We start from the raw sequence: 19451 nt of genomic DNA, 5'->3' as shown, positions 1-19451 counted from the left end.
ATGTGCTATAATGGTACTAATTTTATGGTAGGAATTCATAGAACAAATCTAAAAAAAGAGGTATTCATATGTATCCAGATGACAGTTTAACGTTGCATACTGATTTATACCAAATCAACATGATGCAGGTCTATTTTGATCAAGGTATCCACAATAAACATGCTGTATTTGAAGTGTATTTTCGTCAACAGCCTTTTAAAAACGGCTATGCTGTATTTGCTGGCTTAGAGCGAATTGTGAAATATTTGGAAAACTTGAGTTTTTCTGAGAGCGATATTGCCTATTTAGAGTCACTTGGTTATCATGGAGCCTTCTTGGAATATCTCCGTGATCTTAAATTGGAACTGACAGTACGCTCGGCTCAAGAAGGTGACTTAGTTTTTGCCAATGAACCAATTGTCCAGGTCGAAGGTCCTCTGGCTCAGTGTCAATTGGTGGAAACAGCCCTCTTAAATATTGTCAATTTCCAAACCTTGATTGCTACAAAAGCCGCTCGGATCAAGGCTGTGATCGAAGACGAACCTTTGATGGAGTTCGGAACTCGTAGAGCGCACGAAATGGATGCGGCTATTTGGGGAACCCGTGCAGCCGTTATTGGAGGCGCTAGCGGGACCAGTAACGTACGTGCAGGAAAACTCTTTGACATCCCTGTCCTTGGGACACATGCCCATGCCTTGGTGCAGGTCTATGGCGATGATTATAAAGCCTTCAAGGCCTATGCTGAGACCCATCGCAACTGTGTCTTCCTAGTGGATACCTATGATACGTTACGCATCGGAGTTCCAGCTGCGATTCAGGTAGCGCGTGAGATGGGCGATCGCATTAATTTCCTAGGTGTCCGGATTGACTCAGGAGATATTGCCTACATCTCGAAAAAGGTTCGCCAGCAGTTGGATGAAGCTGGTTTCACAGAAGCGAAGATCTATGCTTCAAATGATTTGGATGAGAACACCATCCTCAACTTGAAGATGCAAAAGGCTAAAATTGATGTTTGGGGTGTCGGAACCAAGTTGATTACGGCCTATGATCAACCAGCCCTCGGAGCAGTCTATAAGATTGTTGCTATCGAAGACGAAAATGGTCAAATGCGAAATACCATCAAGCTGTCTAACAATGCTGAAAAAGTTTCAACCCCAGGGAAGAAGCAAGTTTGGCGTATTACCAGTCGGGAAAAAGGCAAATCTGAAGGGGATTACATTACTTACGATGGAGTGGATGTCAATGAACTGACAGAAATCAAAATGTTCCATCCGACCTATACCTATATCAAGAAGACGGTTCGTGATTTTGACGCCATCCCGCTCTTGGTCGATATTTTCAAAGATGGGGAACAAGTCTACGAATTGCCAGCTTTGATGGATATCCAAGCCTATGCTCGGAAGGAATTTGACAAGCTCTGGGATGAGTACAAACGTGTCCTCAATCCACAACATTATCCAGTGGACTTGGCCAAGGATGTTTGGCAAGATAAGATGGACCTCATTGATCAGATGCGTCAGAAAGCCTTGGGAGGTGAAGAAGAATGAGCCTACAAGAAGACATTATTGCCCAATTAGGGGTCAAACCAGTCATTGATCCTCAAGAAGAGATTCGCCGGTCGATTGATTTTTTGAAGGATTACCTGCAAAAACATCCTTTTCTAAAGACCTTTGTCTTAGGAATTTCAGGAGGTCAGGACTCGACCCTAGCGGGTCGCCTGGCTCAATTAGCCATGGAGGAAATGCGGGCAGAGACTGGAGATGCCAGTTATCAGTTTGTTGCAGTCCGCTTGCCCTACGGTGTCCAAGCGGATGAAGCAGATGCCCAAAAGGCCTTGGCCTTCATCCAGCCAGACGTCAGCCTGGTCGTGAACATCAAGGAATCGGTCGATGCCATGGAGCGTGCTGTCGAAGCGACAGGAACGGATGTCTCAGACTTTAATAAGGGCAATATCAAGGCACGGAGCCGGATGATTGCTCAGTATGCCTTGGCAGGTGCCTATAGTGGAGCCGTCATTGGGACAGACCATGCAGCCGAAAACATCACTGGATTCTTTACCAAGTTTGGAGATGGCGGAGCCGATATTCTGCCTCTCTACCGCCTTAACAAGCGCCAAGGCAAGCAGTTGCTTCAGGCACTGGGAGCTGATCCAGCCTTGTATGAGAAGGTACCGATTGCGGATTTGGAAGAGGAGAAGCCAGGTATCGCTGACGAAGTAGCTCTTGGGGTGACCTATGCAGAAATTGATGACTACCTAGAAGGGAAATCAGTTAGCCCGGAAGCCCAAGCAACCATTGAAAACTGGTGGCACAAAGGCCAACACAAACGTCATCTACCGATTACGGTATTTGACACCTTTTGGCGTTGATAGGAAAGAAAAGTCGGTTGAGCCGACTTTTTTAAAACAGGAAAGGAGGAAAGAGGATGAGGAAATTAGGTTCTATTGAATTGGAGACCAAGCGTTTATTATTAAGACGCTTTGTTGTAGAGGATGCAAAGGCAATGTTTGAAAATTGGGCGTCTGATACAGATAATCTTAAATATGTGACTTGGGATCCGCATCCAAATCCTCAAGTAACTCGGGCTTCGATCGAAAGGTGGCTCCTTCATTACCAAGGAGAAAACGCCAACAAATGGGCGATTTGCAAGAAAGATGATCCCACACAAGTGATAGGTGATATCAGTGTCGTTTCTCAGAATCCACAAAAAGAACTGTGTGAAGTCGGCTATATTCTAGGGAAGAACTTCTGGGGTCAAGGTCTGATGACAGAAGCCCTCCAGACTGTTTTACACTTTTTGTTGGTAGAGGTGGGATTCAAGGAAATTCAGGCCAAGTATGTCAGTTTGAACCCTGCTTCGGGAAGGGTTATGGAAAAAGCTGGGATGCAATATCTAGCTACTCTCCCAAATGCTGTTGCCAGAAAAGGCTATGTCGGAGATCAAATCATCTACACGATCCATTCTTCTGACCTTTAAAACAATTTTTACTTGAAGATTTTAGACAATGGTCTATAATGGTAAGTAGCTTTACAAAGGAGAATCTTATGTCAGAATTAACACAAGAATTTACAGATCAACTCTATGCGAATTACCAAGCAAATGTGAAATTTGTGGCTCTCGAAAATGCCATCACCCACAATGGGATTCATGCAACTTTAGAGACACGCAAAAGTGCTGTTGAAAATACACCCGTCTTTTCTCTTGATTTGACCAAGGACAAGGTGACAGACCAGAAAGCCTCTGGTCGTTGCTGGATGTTTGCGGCTCTGAATACCTTCCGTCATAAAATGATTGCCAGCTTCCAATTAGAGGATTTTGAGTTGTCTCAAGCTCATACCTTCTTCTGGGACAAGTACGAAAAATCCAACTGGTTCTTGGAACAAATCATTGCGACAGCGGACCAGGATGTGACCAGCCGCAAGGTGGCCTTCCTCCTTCAAACCCCTCAACAAGATGGTGGTCAATGGGATATGGTCGTTTCCCTCTTTGAAAAATATGGGGTCGTACCCAAGTCTATCTATCCAGAATCCATCTCATCTAGCAATAGCCGAGAGCTCAATAGCTACTTAAATAAGTTGTTGCGCCAAGATGCTCAGATTCTGCGCGAATTGCTTGCGACTGGAGAAGATCTAGCAACGGTTCAAAGCAAGAAAGAAGAGCTCCTCCAAGAAATCTTTAATTTCTTGGCTATGTCACTGGGCTTGCCCCCTCGTACATTTAGTTTCTCTTATCGCGATAAGAACAACAACTATCATACAGAGACTGGCTTGACGCCTCAAAGCTTTTACAAAAAATATGTGGATCTTCAGTTGGAGGACTACGTTTCTGTTATCAATGCGCCTACGGCAGACAAGCCTTATGGCCAGTCTTACACAGTAGAGATGCTGGGGAATGTGGTCGGTAGCCGTGAAGTCCGCTACCTCAACGTTCCGATGGAGCGCTTGAAAGAATTGGCCATTGCCCAAATGAAAGCTGGGGAAACTGTTTGGTTTGGATCGGATGTCGGCCAAGTCAGCAACCGCAAAGCTGGAATCCTGGCAACAGATGTCTATGACTTTGAAGCGGGAATGGATATCCAGCTGACTCAAGATAAGGCAGGGCGTTTGGATTATGCAGAAAGTCTCATGACCCATGCTATGGTCTTGACTGGTGTGGACCTGGACGAAGCTGGACGCCCTCTCAAATGGAAGGTTGAGAATTCTTGGGGAGACAAAGTCGGAACAGATGGATACTTTGTAGCTTCCGATGCCTGGATGGACGAATACACTTACCAAATCGTTGTTCGTAAGGAACTATTGACGGCGGAAGAATTGGCTGCTTATGAGGCAGAACCGATTGTCCTAGCTCCTTGGGATCCAATGGGGGCTTTGGCAAAATAATCAAAGAAAAAGAGTCGTAAGGCTCTTTTTCTTTACTTGTCTATAAAAAGGGAGTTGGAAAAAGCCAAAATAAAGAAGAGCTGCTTACCTGATGAATATTGAAAAAGACCGGGGAAAGCCCGGCCTCTTAACTGTATTATTCGTTATGATTGTTAGCGTCTTGCGAAGAAGATTCAGATGGTTTAGATGAATTTTCTTCACTAGAGGAACTTGATGCAGGTTCTTCATAGGTATACTGCTCAGTGGAATAACTTGGTTCATAGTAGTAATTATAGTTGTTCTTACCATTATTTAGGTAGAGGTAAGATCCATTGCGATAAAGACCACTTGGTTGCGTCCAATCCGTATGACCAGAGTTATTATTATTAGCAAGATAGAGCATCATTTGACGGTAGACATCCGTTGCGACCTGTATTCCATTATCCAATACTGGTGTAAAGCGATTGGAATAACCTGTCCAGACAGCCATAGCATATTCAGGAGTATAACCAACAAACAATTCATCTGGAGCTATGATATTTGAATAAGCATTTTTTGTCAATTTACCGATTTCGTTATCAGCATAGTTTGATGTACCTGTCTTACCAGCTTGGTAGATTCCCGAAATGGCAGCATTTGTACCGGTTCCAGACAAGAGAACTGTCTTCATCATATCTGTCATCATGTAGGCTGTTGTTGCTTTCATTGCACGGGTTCCCTCGGACTCAAATTCCTTGGTTGTGCCATCGCTAAAGACGACCCGACTGACGTATGATGGTTTGTAATAGGTACCGCCATTGGCAAAAGCAGCATAGGCAGCAGCCATTTTTTCACTGCTAGCTCCGTATTTATTGCTAGAATCGCTAGTGTTACTTGAGATGGCATTGGCGTAAACCATCTCTGGGTAATCGATTCCTAGTCCATTGAGGAATTTCTTAGCTTGTTTAAGACCAACTTTTTCCAGGGCCTTCACCGCAGGGACGTTACGAGATTGTTGAATTGCGTAGGTCATGGTAATGCTACCATAGTAAGAACGGTCCCAGTTGTAGACAGGTGTTGAAGAATGAGGGAAGTTATATGGAGCATCTGTAATGGTAGCTGCCGTAGAGGTATATTCCTCATACTCAAGAGCTGGTGCGTAATCTGTGATTGGTTTCATTGTTGAACCCCAGTCACGGTTCGTTTCAACCGCTTGGTTGGTACCAAAGGAAACATTGCTAGATTGGTGACGAGAACCCAGCTGAGCAATGACTTTACCAGTATTGACATCAATAACGGTAGAAGCTACTTGCATTTCATCATCAGGGTAATTGACATATTCATCTGTATTGTAGATATCCCATAGTTTCTTTTGGGCTTCTGTATCAACGTTTGTATAGACATCCATCCCTGTCGTCAATACATTGTAGCCAGTTTCTTCTTCGACCTGCTCGATCACTTCTTTTAGGTAATTATCCATATAAGCTGGATAACTGCTTGAAGAGCTGAGACTTTGAAGACCGTCTGTAACAGGTGTATTCACTGCCGCTTCGTATTGTTTATTGGAAATGGTCTTCATATCGAGCATTTCTTTTAAGACTAAGTTTCGGCGTTGTAGTGCCGCTTCGGGATGAGAATAAGGATCGTATTGGTTAGGCGCTTGCGGCATCCCTGCTAGAAGCGCTACTTGAGGGAGCGATAGATCTTTTAGGTCTTTTCCATAATAACTTTTGGCAGCTGTCTGCATTCCGTAGTTCCCATTCGCCATAAATACTTTATTAACGTAATAGGTCAAGATTTCTTGTTTGGTTGCTTTCTTTTCCAACTGGGTTGCTAACCAAGCTTCTTGAATCTTACGTGATAGGGTACGATCGGAAGCGGAAGTTGAGAAATAGGTTAATTTGATCAATTGCTGCGTCAAGGTTGATCCCCCTTGGCTTCCTCCTCGTAAGTTGTGAAGGAAGGAGCCACCAATCCGAATGATATCGACTCCACGGTGATTGAAGAATCGGTGGTCCTCAATCGCCACGATAGCGTTAACCAAATCGGTAGGGATTTGGTCTGTTGAGACGTTGATTCGTTTCTCAGCACCCAAATCTGCAATCAAGTTATTTTGATTGTCATAAATCTTACTAGATGTTGTGGCAACCAAATCTTTCTCAGACAAGGTTGGTGCTTTCATGGCATAATAACCAAAGATTAGTCCACCAAGGACAAATAAAAGTAAGAAAAATGAAATGGCTGCGATAGCAACATATTTCAACCATTGAATGACTGTTTGTTTATTCATTTAAATACCGCCTAGAAGTTTCTGTTCGATAATATCAAGATAAGGAACGCTTGGAAGTCGATTCTTATCCACTAAAAAGCCGTGCTCCTGAATGTAGGAGAGGGGCATGGATTTACTACCATGATCGATGTTGTAATAGTGTATTAATGCAGGAGCAGGAAGCAAGTAGGTTTCACTCAACTTTGCAAAATGCAAGAGAACGAAACAGATACCACCTTGTTGGACAACCGCTTCCATATGATCGATCTGATGTTGATGAAAATTTTTCATCGGCATAGACTGCTTTTGCTGCGTTTCCTTCGCTTCAAAATCGATATAGCGCCCCTTGTATACTCCAGAATAGTCCGTCGTTGAGGCTTGTCTAAAATAGGCTTCAACAATCTTTGCGCGACTACGATGTGGATAATCTACTTTCACGATTTGAATGGGGGTCGGTTTCTTATGAATGACCGCTAGCCCTCGTGAAAGATAGTATTGATTACTTTCGTTGATCATTTTTTCAAATGACATCCCTCGATTGGCAAAATCGACTGGATCTTTTCTTTGAGTAGAGACCAAGGTTTTTTTAGCTACTTTATGTGGATAGTTGACCATAGTTCTCCTTATTGGTACAATTACATCACTCTATTATATCATAAATTAGAATAATGAGGAAAAAATGAATACCATACTTGTTGCAGGCTATAAGAGCTTTGATCTGGGAGTCTTTTCCAACAAAGATCCCCGTTTAACGATTATTAAAAAAGCTATTGAAAGAGATCTTCGGCGTTTATTTGAAGAAGGTGTCAACTGGCTAGTTTTTTTAGGAAATTTGGGATTTGAGGCTTGGGTATTAGAAGTTGCCTTTGAGTTAAAAAAGGATTACGATTTTCAAATGGCGACGATCTTTTTATTTGAGAACGTCGGCGAAAATTGGAATGAAGCCAATCAGGAAATGTTGGCGCGCTTCAAACAGGTGGATTTTGTAAAATATGCCTATCCTCACTATACCAATCCCAGTCAATTAAGGGAATACAATCAGTTCTTGTTAGAAAATGTAGATGGGGCTTATATTTTTTACGATCCAGAAAACGAAACCAATTTAAAACATCTTTACAGAATGATGCTCGAAAAAGAGGCCTTTTATGTCAAAAAATTAAATTTTGATGACTTAAATGATCTTGCCGAAAATTTTTACGAAAACTAAGTGTTATACCTTGCTTTTTCTCACCATTTTTTTATATAATTGAGGTGATGAACTAGATTGGAGAGAGTAATGGCAAGTATTATATTTACTGCGAAAGATATTTTTGATCAAGATTTTAAAAAAGAAGTTCGTGGATTTAGTAAGGTTGAGGTAAACGAATTTTTAGATGATGTTATAAAAGACTATGAAACCTATGCTGCTTTGGTAAAGGAGTTGCGTGAAGAAAACGCCCGCCTCCGTGAAGAACTCGCTAAAAAAGCACAGGAAACTCCGCAAGCATCTTCGATTGTTAGTACCGCTACGCAAGAATTCCCACAAGTGACAACAGCGACGAACTTTGACATTCTCAAACGACTCAATCGTTTGGAAAAAGAAGTGTTTGGGAAACAAATCGTAGATCGAGACTACTAATTTTAACGATCGTGCAATTTTTGGATAATCGCGTGAGAGGATACTCTCATGAGGAAAGTCCATGCTAGCACAGGCTGTGATGCCTGTAGTGTTTGTGCTAGGTGAATCCATAAGCCTAGGGACTTGAAAGTCAAGTTACGGCGAGTGAAGGAGCTAAGTCTTCGGATAGGCTCTAGTAACTCTGAAAGTGCCACAGTGACGTAGTTTTTAGGGAAACCTAAAAAGTGGAACGCGGTAAACCCCTCAAGCTAGCAACCCAAACTTTGGTCGGGGCATGGAATACGTGGAAACGAACATAGTATTCTGACTGGAAACAGTAGACAGATGATTATCGAAGGAAATGGTACCTAGTCATTTCTGGAACAAAACATGGCTTATAGAAAATTGCATATAGGTTGGTGAGGTGGAGAGAGATCTCAACCTCCTTTTTTAAAATGATAGGAATAAGATGAAAAAACAATTTGAATTGATTGCAACAGCTGCTGCTGGCCTAGAGGCAGTTGTTGGTCGAGAACTTCGAAATCTTGGTTTTGATTGTCAGGTTGAAAATGGACGGGTTCGTTTTCAGGGAGATGTTCGTGCGATCATCGAAACCAATCTTTGGCTCCGTGCGGCTGATAGAGTAAAAATAGTTGTTGGAAGTTTTCCTGCCAAAACCTTTGAGGAACTTTTTCAAGGTGTCTTTGCTTTGGATTGGGAAAATTATTTGCCATTAGGCGCTCGCTTCCCTATATCAAAGGCTAAATGTGTTAAATCAAAGTTGCATAATGAACCCAGCGTTCAGGCAATTTCGAAAAAAGCAGTTGTTAAAAAGTTACAAAAACACTATGCTCGACCAGAAGGGGTTCCCTTGATGGAAAATGGGACAGAGTTCAAGATTGAAGTAGCGATCCTCAAAGATCAAGCTACCGTGTTAATCGATACTACTGGCAGTAGCCTTTTCAAGCGTGGCTATCGGACTGAAAAAGGTGGAGCACCCATCAAGGAAAATATGGCTGCAGCAATCCTTCAGTTATCGAACTGGTACCCAGATAAACCTTTGATTGATCCAACATGTGGTTCTGGAACTTTTTGTATTGAGGCTGCGATGATGGCACGCAATATGGCGCCTGGTTTAAGGCGTTCCTTCTCTTTTGAAGAATGGAATTGGGTCGACGATCGTCTGATTCAAGAAGTTCGTACAGAAGCTAGTAAAAAAATCAATCGAGACCTAGTTTTGGATATCATGGGAACAGATATCGATGCGCGGATGGTTGAAATTGCCAAAGAAAATGCTCAAAAAGCAGGCGTTAGCAAGGATATCACCTTTAAACAAATGCGGGTTCAAGATCTTCGTTCGGATAAGATCAATGGGGTCATTATTTCCAACCCTCCATATGGGGAGCGCTTATCAGATGATGAAGGTGTGACTAAGTTGTATGCGGAAATGGGTCAAGTGTTTGCTCCTCTCAAAACCTGGAGCAAGTTTATTCTAACCAGTGATGAAGGTTTTGAATCTAAGTACGGCAGTAAAGCAGATAAAAAACGAAAACTTTATAATGGGACCCTAAAAGTTGATCTCTATCAATATTTTGGGGAACGTGTAAAACGGCAGATTACTAAATAGAAAGGATTTTTATGACAGAGAAAGACAAGAAACCATTGGAGCAAGAAACGGAATCCATTTTGGATTTTGAAGATGCCAAGGAGATGACGATCGGACAGGCCAATCGAAAAGCCGAGGAGATTGAGGCAGGTGTAACTGAAGGTGACAATGTCTTAGACAAATACATCAAGCAACACCGAGCAGAAATTGAAGCGGAAAAATACGATACAAAGATCTTAGCTAAGGAAGAGTTGGCTAAGGCAGAAGAATTGGCGACTGCTGGAGCATCTGTAGAATCAGTAGAAGCTCCGGAAGTAAAGGAAACGGTCTTGGAGCAGAATACTGGAAAGGATGCCATCTCAACGGAATTACCAGCTAAGATTAAATTTGGTCCAACCCCAACCGAATCGATCGTAGAATCGGAGGACCTTCCTGAGGAAACTCCATCCAATGCTGGTAAACGAATCAAAACAGTTCTCTATTCTGCCTTAGGTCTTGCGATTGTAGGATCGGCTGTTTTTGTGACCTATAACTGGATGCATAGTCGTGGAACATCTGGTGGTACAACGGTCGTATCATCTTCTTCTAGTAAATCCTCCTCAAGTTCAAAATCAAGTAGCAGTGAGACGCAAACACAAGCCCAAAAATTAGAAGAGTTCACCAAAGCCTACGATGCCTTTTTCGTAGACGAATCAAAAAGTGCTCTGAAAAATGATAAATTTGGAGACTTGGAAAATCTCAAGAAATTGTTGGACAAACTAGAAGGAAGTAGCGATTACGAAGCCTCTAAAACGAAATATGAAGACCTAGTGAAGCAAGTTTCTGCCATTCAAAAGGTCAATTCACAATTTAGTTCACCAGTGATTAAAGATGGGGTTCTTGATGCAACTGCCAAAGCAAAAAGTGATGCTACTTTTGCTGAAACAAAGACTGGCAATGAGAAACTGGATAGCTTGCTGAATGATGCGGTTGCCCAAGGGCGTTCCCAACAAGTTGCGACGCCGGCACCTGTGACAGGAACTGGTGGTACAGATACCACTAACACAGTTGTAGCCCCTGCTCAACCAGTAGCTCCAACTGCTCCGACTACCCCAGCAGCAGGCTCTTCTACAGGTGTTGCAGGAGTTGCAAGTCCAGGCTATTCAGGATATGGTCTATCTAGTGATGGGGTCCCACTACAGCGAAATCTGAGCCGTGTGCCATACAACCAAGCTGCTATCAATGATGTGAATAACCCGGCTTGGATATTTGGTGATGGTATTCTTGAAAAAGTATTGAACATTGCTCGTCAACGTGGACACATTACTGGAAATCAATACATCCTAGAGCGTGTAAATATCATAAATGGAAACGGTTATTACAACCTCTTCAAACCAGACGGAACTTATCTCTTTAGTATTAATGCCAAGACAGGTTATTTCGTTGGGAACGGGAAAGGACATTCAGACGCTTTGGATTATTAATGACAGAGTTGTTTTCTGAAGAAGTTTATAAAAAATAAAGGATGAACCAATCGGTTCATCCTTTTAGTATTAAACAAGATGACGTTCAAACGGATCGTCCGAAATTCCTTGATCTAGAATCAGGCGACACCATTCTTTGGCTGAGAAGAGACTGTGATCCTTGTAATTTCCACAAGACTCAATGGTTGTGCCTGGGACATCCCCCCAAGTGCTGACAGATGCAATTTCTTCTAAAGATTCTTTAATCACTTTAGCAATTTCCGTACTTGAATGCTGGCCCCACATGATCATATGAAAACCGGTGCGACATCCAAATGGGGAACAATCGATCATCCCGTCAATGCGTTTGCGAATAAGCATAGCAAGAAGGTGCTCGATGGTGTGGAGTCCTCCAGTTGGGATGGCATTTTCATTTGGCTGCACCAAGCGAATATCAAAGTTGGAGATGACGTCCCCTTTAGGGCCTGTTTCCTCTCCAATCAAGCGCACATAGGGGGCCTTCACAGCTGTGTGATCCAATTCAAAACTTTCAACAATTACTTCTTTTGTCATACTTCAATCCTTCTTTGTTTTTCTTGATTATAGCATAAAAAAGCAGAATCAACAAAAGTGGACATAGATGAATCTTTGGAAGTAGTTCTGTAAGAAAGAGAGGGCCAAACGAGGAAGGAGTTGGCAAAAATATATTAGGTTTTTCCTGTTTTTTTAGATTGTTAATTTGAGTAATTTATGATAAAATGTAAAGGAATTTTTAATTCAACTAATTAAATAGATTTGGGGTAAAAGCATGAATTTTGTAATTACAGGTGTTTTTGCCGCGGTCATTGGTTTAGTCATTGGATATGTGGGAACTGCTCTAAAGATGAAAGCTTCAAGAGAAGCTGCGGAACTCACCCTTTTAAATGCTGAACAAGAAGCAACGAATTTACGTGGACAAGCAGAACGCGAAGCTGAGTTAATATTAAAAGAAGCTAAGCATGAGTCAAGTTCACTTAAAAAAGAAGCACTTTTGGAGGCAAAGGAAGAAGCCAGAAAATATCGTGAAGAAGTCGATGCTGAGTTTAAGTCAGAACGACAAGAATTGAAGCAACTAGAAAGCCGTTTGGCAGAACGTGCTAGCAATCTTGATCGAAAAGATGACATTTTAACGAGCAAAGAACAGTCTCTTGAACAAAAAGAGCAAAGTCTTACAGATAGAACTAAACACATTGATACGCGTGAACAACAGCTGGAAGAGCTTGAACACAAGAAGGTAGAAGAACTGGAACGTGTCGCTGCTCTAAGTCAAGGAGAAGCGCGTGACATTATTTTGAATCAGACGGAAGAGCAACTTTCAAAAGAAATTGCATCGCGGATTCGTGAAGCAGAATTGGAAGTGAAAGAACGTTCTGATAAAATTGCAAAAGACATTCTCGTGCAAGCCATGCAGCGAATGGCTGGTGATTTTGTTGCTGAGCAAACAAACTCAACGGTTCATTTGCCAGATGATAGTATGAAAGGGCGCATCATCGGTCGTGAAGGGCGCAATATTCGTACCTTTGAGAGCTTGACAGGTGTCGATGTGATTATCGATGATACGCCAGAGGTGGTGACCTTGTCAGGGTTTGATCCGATTCGTCGTGAAATTGCCCGTATGACAATGGAGAGCCTCCTAAAAGATGGTCGCATCCATCCAGCCCGCATTGAAGAGCTGGTTGAGAAGAACCGTCAGGAAATTGACAATCGTATTCGTGAATACGGTGAGGCCGCTGCCTATGAAATCGGTGCGCCAAACCTTCATCCAGATTTGATGAAAATCATGGGACGCTTGCAATTCCGTACGTCTTATGGTCAAAACGTCTTGCGTCACTCCATTGAAGTTGCCAAGCTTTCTGGTATTATTGCAAGCGAGTTGGGCGAAAATGCTACTTTGGCACGACGGGCTGGTTTCTTGCACGATATCGGAAAAGCGATTGACCGTGAGGTGGAAGGAAGTCACGTTGAAATTGGGACAGAATTGGCACGTAAGTACAAGGAACATCCGGTGGTTGTCAATACGATTGCCAGTCACCATGGTGATGTGGAACCAGAAAGTGTCATCGCAGTCATTGTCGCCGCAGCGGATGCCTTGAGTGCAGCTCGCCCAGGTGCACGAAGTGAGTCACTTGAAAGCTACATTAAACGTTTGCAAGATCTAGAAGAAATTGCAAATAGTTTTGAAGGAGTTAAGACAAGTTTCGCCCTTCAAGCAGGTCGTGAAATCCGTATTATGGTTAGCCCTGAGGCAATCAAGGATGATAAAGTCACCATCTTGGCTCATGACATTCGTGAGAAGATCGAATCCAATCTTGAATATCCTGGAAATATTAAAGTTACGGTTATTCGAGAGTTGCGTGCAGTTGATTACGCAAAATAAAAGAAAAGCTTGAGATCTAGCATCTCGAGCTTTTTTTGAAGGAAAAATCAGTTGAAAATTAGCCCATTTTTTGTTACACTAGATAGAAAGACATTGAAGGAGATATCATGGCGGATCGTGGTTTATTAATCGTATTTTCTGGCCCATCAGGCGTAGGAAAAGGGACGGTCAGAAGAGAGATTTTTGAAAACTCGGATAATCAGTTTCAATACTCTGTATCGATGACAACGCGTGCGCAACGTCCAGGTGAAGTGGATGGTGTTGACTATTTTTTCCGTACACGTGAAGAATTCGAAGATTTGATCCGTCAAGGGCAAATGCTTGAGTATGCCGAGTACGTTGGGAATTACTATGGGACTCCGCTCACCTATGTCAATGAAACTCTGGATAAGGGAATCGATGTATTCCTTGAGATTGAAGTTCAAGGGGCTCTCCAAGTAAAGAAGAAAGTACCGGATGCAGTTTTTATCTTCTTAACACCTCCTGATTTAGATGAATTGCAAGATCGATTGGTGGGACGTGGTACGGATAGTGCAGAAGTCATTGCGCAACGGATCGAGAAAGCAAAAGAAGAGATTGCCATGATGCGTGAATATGATTACGCTATTGTCAATGACGAAGTTCCTCTTGCGGCTGAGCGAGTTAAACGTGTAATCGAAGCAGAGCATTTCCGTGTGGACCGTGTCATTGGTCATTATCTGGATATGTTGCCCAAAACACAAACTATTGTGAAGAGATAAAAAATTAGAAATTAGGTATAGAAATATGATGTTAAAACCTTCTATTGATACGTTGCTTGACAAAGTACCATCCAAATATTCATTGGTTATTCTTGAGGCCAAACGCGCCCATGAATTGGAAAGTGGTGCGGTTCCAACCCAAGAGTTCCAATCAGTCAAGTCAACATTACAAGCGCTCGAAGAAATCGAGTCTGGTAACGTGGTTGTTCATCCGGATCCAGAAGCAAAACGCGAAGCGCTTCGTCGACGCATTGAAGCAGAGCGAATTCGCAAAGAAGAAGAAGAGCGTAAAATTAAGGAACAAATTGCCAAAGAAAAAGAAGATGGTGAAAAAATTTAAGGTTGGGAGCTTCTCAATCTTATTTTTTGCTATTTAAAGGGTGCCGTGATAAAGTAAGGCACATAGGATAGAGGCTGGAGGTGAGAAAGTGATAGCAAAAGTCATCGTAGATGTCCCATTGATGCAGACAGATAAACCCTACTCTTATCAGATTCCATCAGAATTTGAGGATATGCTAGAGGCGGGTATGCGAGTTCATGTCCCCTTTGGTAAAGGGAATCGCCTCATTCAAGGAATTGTGGTCGGAGTTTCAGAAGAGACAGACACAAGTGAAGAATTGAAGGCGATTGTGGAGGTCTTGGACTACACACCTGTCTTAAACCAGGAGCAGTTCTGGTTGGCAGATCAATTACGAAAAAGTGTTTTTTCCTATAAGATCACCATTTTAAAAACCATGCTTCCTTCTCTTCTCAATTCGAGTTATGATAAGATTTTGTATCCTCAACCGTCTTTGGATCCAACTTTCAAAGCGAAACTTTTTGGTGGTAGAACAGAAGTCGCTTTCTCTTCTCTCGATGCAGCTGACCAAGCCCAAGTGATGCGGTTGGTTAGAAAAGGAGATTTGGTACTGGAATACCAGGCAAAAGATAAGAAACAGATCAAAACAGAAAAATGGTATCGAGTTAACCAGGAACGATTAAGAGAAGTTCAACCGACTGCGAGAGCTAAAAAAAAGCTCGCATTGAAAGAACGCTTACTATTAGAGAAAGATGAGTATCCTTTAGCAGGATTGTATCAAGACTTTACACGGGAAGTGGTGGCTTATTTTATTGATCAGGGTGTTTTAGATATTATAGAACGAGAAGTCAATCGGGCAGCTGCTTACTATGAAGGAAAAGAACAAACCCAAGCCTTAGTCTTAAATCCAGAGCAATCGAAGGCTGTAGAGACAGTCGTTTCTAAAATTGGGAAAAAATCGAAGCCCTTTTTATTAGAGGGAGTGACCGGAAGCGGGAAAACAGAGGTCTATCTACAGATTATTCAGGAAGTTCTAAATAAGGGTAAGACAGCTATAATGTTGGTTCCTGAGATTTCTCTCACCCCGCAGATGACGGATCGTTTTATCTCGCGTTTTGGTCAAGAAGTGGCGATTTTGCACTCGGGCTTATCAAATGGTGAAAAGTACGACCAATGGCGAAAGGTAGAGCGCGGGGAGGCCAAGGTTGTGGTGGGAGCACGCTCGGCAATCTTTGCCCCTTTAAAAAACATAGGAGCCATCATCATTGATGAGGAGCATGAAGCTTCCTATAAACAAGATAGTAATCCACGCTATCACGCAAGGGAAGTCGCAGTTCTAAGAGCTGAGTACAATCAAGCGGTCTTACTTCTTGGATCGGCCACCCCAAGTTTGGAATCGCGGGCTCGTGCCACAAAAGGGGTTTATGAATTACTTCGTCTAACCCAGAGGGCCAATCCGGCAGCCAAAATTCCAGAAGTTAAAGTTGTTGATTTCCGTGATTATATTGGTCAAAATGAAGCTGGTAACTTCACTCCTGTCTTAGTGAAAGCTATTTCTGATCGCTTGCAAAAAAAAGAGCAAGTGGTCTTGATGTTGAACCGTCGAGGCTATTCCAGCTTTGTCATGTGTCGCGAGTGTGGGACAGTGGATACTTGTCCTAATTGTGATATTTCTCTGACTCTTCACATGGATACCAAAACCATGAACTGTCATTACTGTGGCTATAGCAAGTCAATTCCTCGGCACTGTCCAAATTGCCAAAGTCCTTCCATTCGTTATTATGGGACAGGTACACAAAAAGCTTTTGATGAGTTGCAAGAGATTTTTCCTGAAGCTAAAATATTACGTATGGATGTCGACACCACCCGAAAAAAAGGGAGTCATGCCTCCATATTGGAAGCATTTGGAAATGGAGAAGCAGATATTTTGTTGGGAACGCAAATGATTGCCAAGGGCCTGGATTTTCCCAATGTGACATTAGTGGGTGTCTTGAATGCGGATACTTCTTTAAATTTACCGGATTATCGATCTTCAGAGAGAACCTTTCAACTCTTGACTCAGGTGGCTGGAAGGGCTGGGCGAGCGGAGAAAGAGGGAGAAGTCATTATTCAGAGCTATAACCCCAATCATTATGCGATTCGATTTGCCAAAGACCAAGATTATGAAGGCTTTTTTGCCTATGAAATGCAGATTCGCCGGCAGCTGGGCTATACGCCTTATTACTTCACAGTTGGGTTAACCCTATCACATAAGAGTGAGGAAATTGTGATGGAGAAGTCACATCAAGTCATGGAAATTCTCCGATCTGGCTTATCTGATCAGGTCCAAATCTTAGGACCAACACCTAAACCAATTGCACGTACACATAATTTGTATCATTATCAAATTATTGTGAAGTATCGTTTCGAAGAAGGCATGACACAGGTCTTGAATCAAATCTTAGAATTTACACAAGAAAGAGGCAACCAAGATCTCCGTGTCAGTATTGATAATGAACCTCAAAGTTTTATGTAAGGAAGAAAGAAATGACAAAATTAATATTTATGGGAACGCCTGATTTTTCAGCGACGGTTTTAAAGGGATTGTTAGCAGATTCGCGCTATGAAATTCTAGCAGTGGTAACCCAACCAGACCGCAAAGTAGGTCGCAAAAAAGAGATTCGAATGACCCCGGTGAAGCAGGTAGCTTTGGAACATCAACTACCGGTTCTTCAGCCGGAGAAATTATCAGGAAGTCCAGAAATGGAGACTCTTCTGTCCTTGAATGCGGATGGTATTGTGACAGCCGCTTTTGGACAATTCTTACCAACAAAATTGTTGGAGAACTTCCAATTTGCGGTGAATGTCCACGCGTCTTTGTTGCCTAAATATCGAGGAGGAGCACCTATTCATTATGCACTTATCAATGGTGACGAAGAAGCTGGTGTTACGATTATGGAAATGGTAAAAGAGATGGATGCTGGAGATATGATTGCTGCTCGTTCGCTCCCTATTTTAGATGAGGATAATGTGGGAACCTTGTTTGAAAAATTAGCTGTTCTTGGGCGGGATCTACTCCTAGATACTTTACCAGCTTACCTAGTAGGGGAGATCCAGCCAAGCCCACAAGATCCTAGTTTGGTCACATTTTCACCGAATATTTTGCCAGAAGAAGAAGTGTTAGATTGGAACAAAACAAATCGCCAAGTCTTCAATCAGATTCGAGGGATGAATCCTTGGCCAGTCGCTCATACGTTATTAAATGCTCAACGCTTCAAAATCTATGAAGTAGAGTTATGTGAAGGAAATGGAAATCCAGGAGAAGTGATTGGTTTGAGCAAAAAAGAGTTGGTAGTCGCTACAGGAGAAGATGCTCTATCCCTCAAAGTCGTGCAGCCCGCAGGAAAACCTAAAATGTCTATTACAGACTTTTTAAACGGTGCCGGTCGTCAATTACAAGTAGGTGATCGCTTTGGAAATTAAACAAATGAATGCGCGTGAACAGATTGTTCGTGTTTTAGAAGAGATCTTTGAACACGGAGCTTATTCCAACATTGCCCTGAATCAAGCGCTAGAACAATCTCTGTTTTCAGATAAGGATAAAAGCTTTGTGACGGAGGTTGTATACGGTACCGTAGCAAGGAAAATAACGCTCGAATGGTATCTTGCCCACGTGATCGAGGATCGAACAAAGTTGGATCAGTGGCTTTATTATCTTTTGATGATGAGTCTCTATCAACTTGCCTATTTGGACCGTATTCCCGACCATGCTGTTGTCAATGAAGCAGTACGGATCGCAAAACGTCGTAAAGAGGGTAGCGAAAAGTTTGTCAATGCAATTCTCAGAAAGCTGATCCGCGAGGGCCTACCAGATACTGAAACCATTAAGCGAAAGAATAAGTGTTATTCGGTGCAGTACTCCCTACCCGTCTGGTTGGTCAAAGCATTGATCGAAGAATACGGTGAAGAGCGAGCTCTGGCTATTTTTGAAAGTTTATACCAGCGTAATAAATCCAGCATTCGTGTCATCGATTTGAGTGAGAAAGAACAACTAGCCCAGATGCTGGAAGCAAATGAATCCCTCATAGCAACTTCAGCGCTCGTGAAAAATCAGGGGCATTTTGCAGGGCACTCTTTATTTAGAGAAGGGCGCATCACCATTCAGGATGAATCCAGCCAATTGGTCGCTCCAGCTTTGGATTTACAAGGAGATGAGTGGGTTCTAGATGCTTGTGCAGCACCGGGAGGGAAGACGACTCACCTTGCTTCTTATCTCACAACTGGAAAAGTCACGGCCTTGGATCTCTATGATCACAAACTAAAATTGATTCAAGAAAATGCTAATCGTCTCCATGTTGCAGACAAAATTTTGACAAAGAAGTTAGATGCGACCAAAGTCTTTGAAGCATTTGGCTCTGATGCATTCGATAAAATATTGGTGGATGCCCCTTGTTCAGGGATAGGTTTGATACGGAGGAAGCCCGATATCAAGTACAATAAAGAGAGTGCAGATTTTGCATCTTTACAAGCTATTCAATTGGCAATTCTGGATAGTGTTTGTCAAAGTGTGCGTAAAGGTGGTATAATAGTGTACAGTACGTGTACAATTATGGGAAAAGAAAATTTTGAAGTGGTGGACCAATTTTTGAAACACCATCCAAATTTCAAACAAGTTCCATTGGAGCACGAAAGAAAAGATATTCTCAAGAATGATTGTATCCTTATTACACCTGAATTATATGGAAGCGACGGCTTCTTTATCAGTCGTTTTAAGAGAATATCATAATA

Annotated in this window: 17 protein-coding genes and 1 other RNA gene; 15 read left to right on the top strand and 3 right to left on the bottom strand. The window is 42.4% G+C overall.

Features of this window, described 5'->3' with window-relative positions:
• The first annotated feature begins 68 nt into the window (after window positions 1-68).
• The 4 genes from QM830_RS10235 to pepC all read left to right on the top strand — a co-directional run bounded on the left by QM830_RS10235 (window position 69) and on the right by pepC (window position 4358).
• Window positions 69-1526: a nicotinate phosphoribosyltransferase gene (locus QM830_RS10235; protein ID WP_414326890.1), complete on the top strand. Its 1458-nt coding sequence runs from the start codon at window positions 69-71 to the stop codon at window positions 1524-1526.
• A complete protein-coding gene (nadE, locus tag QM830_RS10230) occupies window positions 1523-2347 on the top strand; it encodes an ammonia-dependent NAD(+) synthetase (RefSeq protein WP_129270655.1) in 825 nt (274 codons plus the stop codon). The genes QM830_RS10235 and nadE overlap by 4 nt, the downstream gene beginning before the upstream one ends.
• A gap of 56 nt (window positions 2348-2403) precedes the next feature.
• Complete coding sequence (locus QM830_RS10225) at window positions 2404-2955, top strand: GNAT family N-acetyltransferase (protein WP_414326888.1); 552 nt, start codon at window positions 2404-2406, stop codon at window positions 2953-2955.
• Between the two features lie 68 nt (window positions 2956-3023).
• Entirely contained in the window at window positions 3024-4358 is a 1335-nt protein-coding gene (pepC, locus tag QM830_RS10220; RefSeq protein ID WP_414326886.1) for an aminopeptidase C, read from the top strand.
• A gap of 136 nt (window positions 4359-4494) precedes the next feature.
• On the opposite strand, the gene pbp1a is transcribed toward pepC, so the two are convergent.
• Both pbp1a and recU read right to left on the bottom strand, forming a co-directional pair.
• Complete coding sequence (gene pbp1a / locus QM830_RS10215; protein ID WP_414326885.1) at window positions 4495-6606, bottom strand: penicillin-binding protein PBP1A; 2112 nt, start codon at window positions 6604-6606, stop codon at window positions 4495-4497.
• Entirely contained in the window at window positions 6607-7200 is a 594-nt protein-coding gene (recU, locus tag QM830_RS10210) for a Holliday junction resolvase RecU (RefSeq protein WP_414326883.1), read from the bottom strand.
• Between the two features lie 64 nt (window positions 7201-7264).
• Here recU and QM830_RS10205 point away from each other — a divergent pair, with 64 nt between their 5' ends.
• The 5 genes from QM830_RS10205 (at window position 7265) to QM830_RS10185 (ending at window position 11251) form a co-directional block, all read left to right on the top strand.
• Window positions 7265-7792, top strand: coding sequence for a DUF1273 domain-containing protein (locus QM830_RS10205; RefSeq protein ID WP_414326882.1), 528 nt, complete (start codon window positions 7265-7267; stop codon window positions 7790-7792).
• Window positions 7793-7861: 69 nt separating this feature from the next.
• Window positions 7862-8203, top strand: a complete 342-nt coding sequence (gene gpsB, locus QM830_RS10200) for a cell division regulator GpsB (RefSeq protein WP_414326880.1) — start codon at window positions 7862-7864, stop codon at window positions 8201-8203.
• A gap of 16 nt (window positions 8204-8219) precedes the next feature.
• Window positions 8220-8585: RNase P RNA component class B (gene rnpB, locus QM830_RS10195), an RNA gene on the top strand.
• 66 nt (window positions 8586-8651) lie between these two features.
• The gene (locus QM830_RS10190) at window positions 8652-9809 is read left to right on the top strand and encodes a THUMP domain-containing class I SAM-dependent RNA methyltransferase (protein ID WP_414326878.1); all 1158 of its coding nucleotides are present in this window, start codon (window positions 8652-8654) and stop codon (window positions 9807-9809) included.
• An 11-nt stretch (window positions 9810-9820) separates the two neighbouring features.
• Window positions 9821-11251 (top strand): cell division site-positioning protein MapZ family protein, encoded by a 1431-nt coding sequence (locus QM830_RS10185; protein ID WP_414326877.1) that lies wholly within the window; start codon window positions 9821-9823, stop codon window positions 11249-11251.
• Between the two features lie 69 nt (window positions 11252-11320).
• On the opposite strand, the gene QM830_RS10180 is transcribed toward QM830_RS10185, so the two are convergent.
• Window positions 11321-11803: an S-ribosylhomocysteine lyase gene (locus tag QM830_RS10180; RefSeq protein ID WP_414326875.1), complete on the bottom strand. Its 483-nt coding sequence runs from the start codon at window positions 11801-11803 to the stop codon at window positions 11321-11323.
• Window positions 11804-12038: 235 nt separating this feature from the next.
• On the opposite strand from QM830_RS10180, the gene QM830_RS10175 reads away from it, so the two are divergent.
• The 6 genes from QM830_RS10175 to rsmB all read left to right on the top strand — a co-directional run bounded on the left by QM830_RS10175 (window position 12039) and on the right by rsmB (window position 19449).
• Window positions 12039-13646 carry a ribonuclease Y gene (locus tag QM830_RS10175; protein WP_414326873.1) on the top strand — a complete coding sequence of 536 codons (1608 nt, stop codon included), beginning with the start codon at window positions 12039-12041 and terminating at the stop codon, window positions 13644-13646.
• 107 nt (window positions 13647-13753) lie between these two features.
• Complete coding sequence (gene gmk, locus QM830_RS10170; protein ID WP_003003905.1) at window positions 13754-14386, top strand: guanylate kinase; 633 nt, start codon at window positions 13754-13756, stop codon at window positions 14384-14386.
• A 25-nt stretch (window positions 14387-14411) separates the two neighbouring features.
• Complete coding sequence (rpoZ, locus tag QM830_RS10165) at window positions 14412-14726, top strand: DNA-directed RNA polymerase subunit omega (protein WP_003010339.1); 315 nt, start codon at window positions 14412-14414, stop codon at window positions 14724-14726.
• 88 nt (window positions 14727-14814) lie between these two features.
• Window positions 14815-17199 carry a primosomal protein N' gene (locus QM830_RS10160; RefSeq protein WP_414326870.1) on the top strand — a complete coding sequence of 795 codons (2385 nt, stop codon included), beginning with the start codon at window positions 14815-14817 and terminating at the stop codon, window positions 17197-17199.
• Window positions 17200-17210: 11 nt separating this feature from the next.
• Complete coding sequence (gene fmt / locus QM830_RS10155; RefSeq protein ID WP_414326868.1) at window positions 17211-18146, top strand: methionyl-tRNA formyltransferase; 936 nt, start codon at window positions 17211-17213, stop codon at window positions 18144-18146.
• Entirely contained in the window at window positions 18136-19449 is a 1314-nt protein-coding gene (gene rsmB, locus QM830_RS10150) for a 16S rRNA (cytosine(967)-C(5))-methyltransferase RsmB (RefSeq protein ID WP_414326867.1), read from the top strand. The genes fmt and rsmB overlap by 11 nt, the downstream gene beginning before the upstream one ends.
• Window positions 19450-19451 lie beyond the last annotated feature (2 nt).

Source organism: Streptococcus sp. OMI750 (assembly GCF_047463895.1).
Lineage (GTDB): Bacteria > Bacillota > Bacilli > Lactobacillales > Streptococcaceae > Streptococcus.
Note: the sequence above shows the minus strand (reverse complement) of the source record. Positions and strands in the feature narration are given on the sequence as shown.

Excerpts from the sequence above, each read along its gene's own strand:
- QM830_RS10235 (WP_414326890.1), top strand. The coding sequence starts at position 69 with ATGTATCCAGATGACAGTTTAACGTTGCATACTGATTTATACCAAATC.
- nadE (WP_129270655.1), top strand. The coding sequence starts at position 1,523 with ATGAGCCTACAAGAAGACATTATTGCCCAATTAGGGGTCAAACCAGTC.
- QM830_RS10225 (WP_414326888.1), top strand. The coding sequence starts at position 2,404 with ATGAGGAAATTAGGTTCTATTGAATTGGAGACCAAGCGTTTATTATTA.
- pepC (WP_414326886.1), top strand. The coding sequence starts at position 3,024 with ATGTCAGAATTAACACAAGAATTTACAGATCAACTCTATGCGAATTAC.
- pbp1a (WP_414326885.1), bottom strand. The coding sequence starts at position 6,606 with ATGAATAAACAAACAGTCATTCAATGGTTGAAATATGTTGCTATCGCA.
- recU (WP_414326883.1), bottom strand. The coding sequence starts at position 7,200 with ATGGTCAACTATCCACATAAAGTAGCTAAAAAAACCTTGGTCTCTACT.
- QM830_RS10205 (WP_414326882.1), top strand. The coding sequence starts at position 7,265 with ATGAATACCATACTTGTTGCAGGCTATAAGAGCTTTGATCTGGGAGTC.
- gpsB (WP_414326880.1), top strand. The coding sequence starts at position 7,862 with ATGGCAAGTATTATATTTACTGCGAAAGATATTTTTGATCAAGATTTT.
- QM830_RS10190 (WP_414326878.1), top strand. The coding sequence starts at position 8,652 with ATGAAAAAACAATTTGAATTGATTGCAACAGCTGCTGCTGGCCTAGAG.
- QM830_RS10185 (WP_414326877.1), top strand. The coding sequence starts at position 9,821 with ATGACAGAGAAAGACAAGAAACCATTGGAGCAAGAAACGGAATCCATT.
- QM830_RS10180 (WP_414326875.1), bottom strand. The coding sequence starts at position 11,803 with ATGACAAAAGAAGTAATTGTTGAAAGTTTTGAATTGGATCACACAGCT.
- QM830_RS10175 (WP_414326873.1), top strand. The coding sequence starts at position 12,039 with ATGAATTTTGTAATTACAGGTGTTTTTGCCGCGGTCATTGGTTTAGTC.
- gmk (WP_003003905.1), top strand. The coding sequence starts at position 13,754 with ATGGCGGATCGTGGTTTATTAATCGTATTTTCTGGCCCATCAGGCGTA.
- rpoZ (WP_003010339.1), top strand. The coding sequence starts at position 14,412 with ATGATGTTAAAACCTTCTATTGATACGTTGCTTGACAAAGTACCATCC.
- fmt (WP_414326868.1), top strand. The coding sequence starts at position 17,211 with ATGACAAAATTAATATTTATGGGAACGCCTGATTTTTCAGCGACGGTT.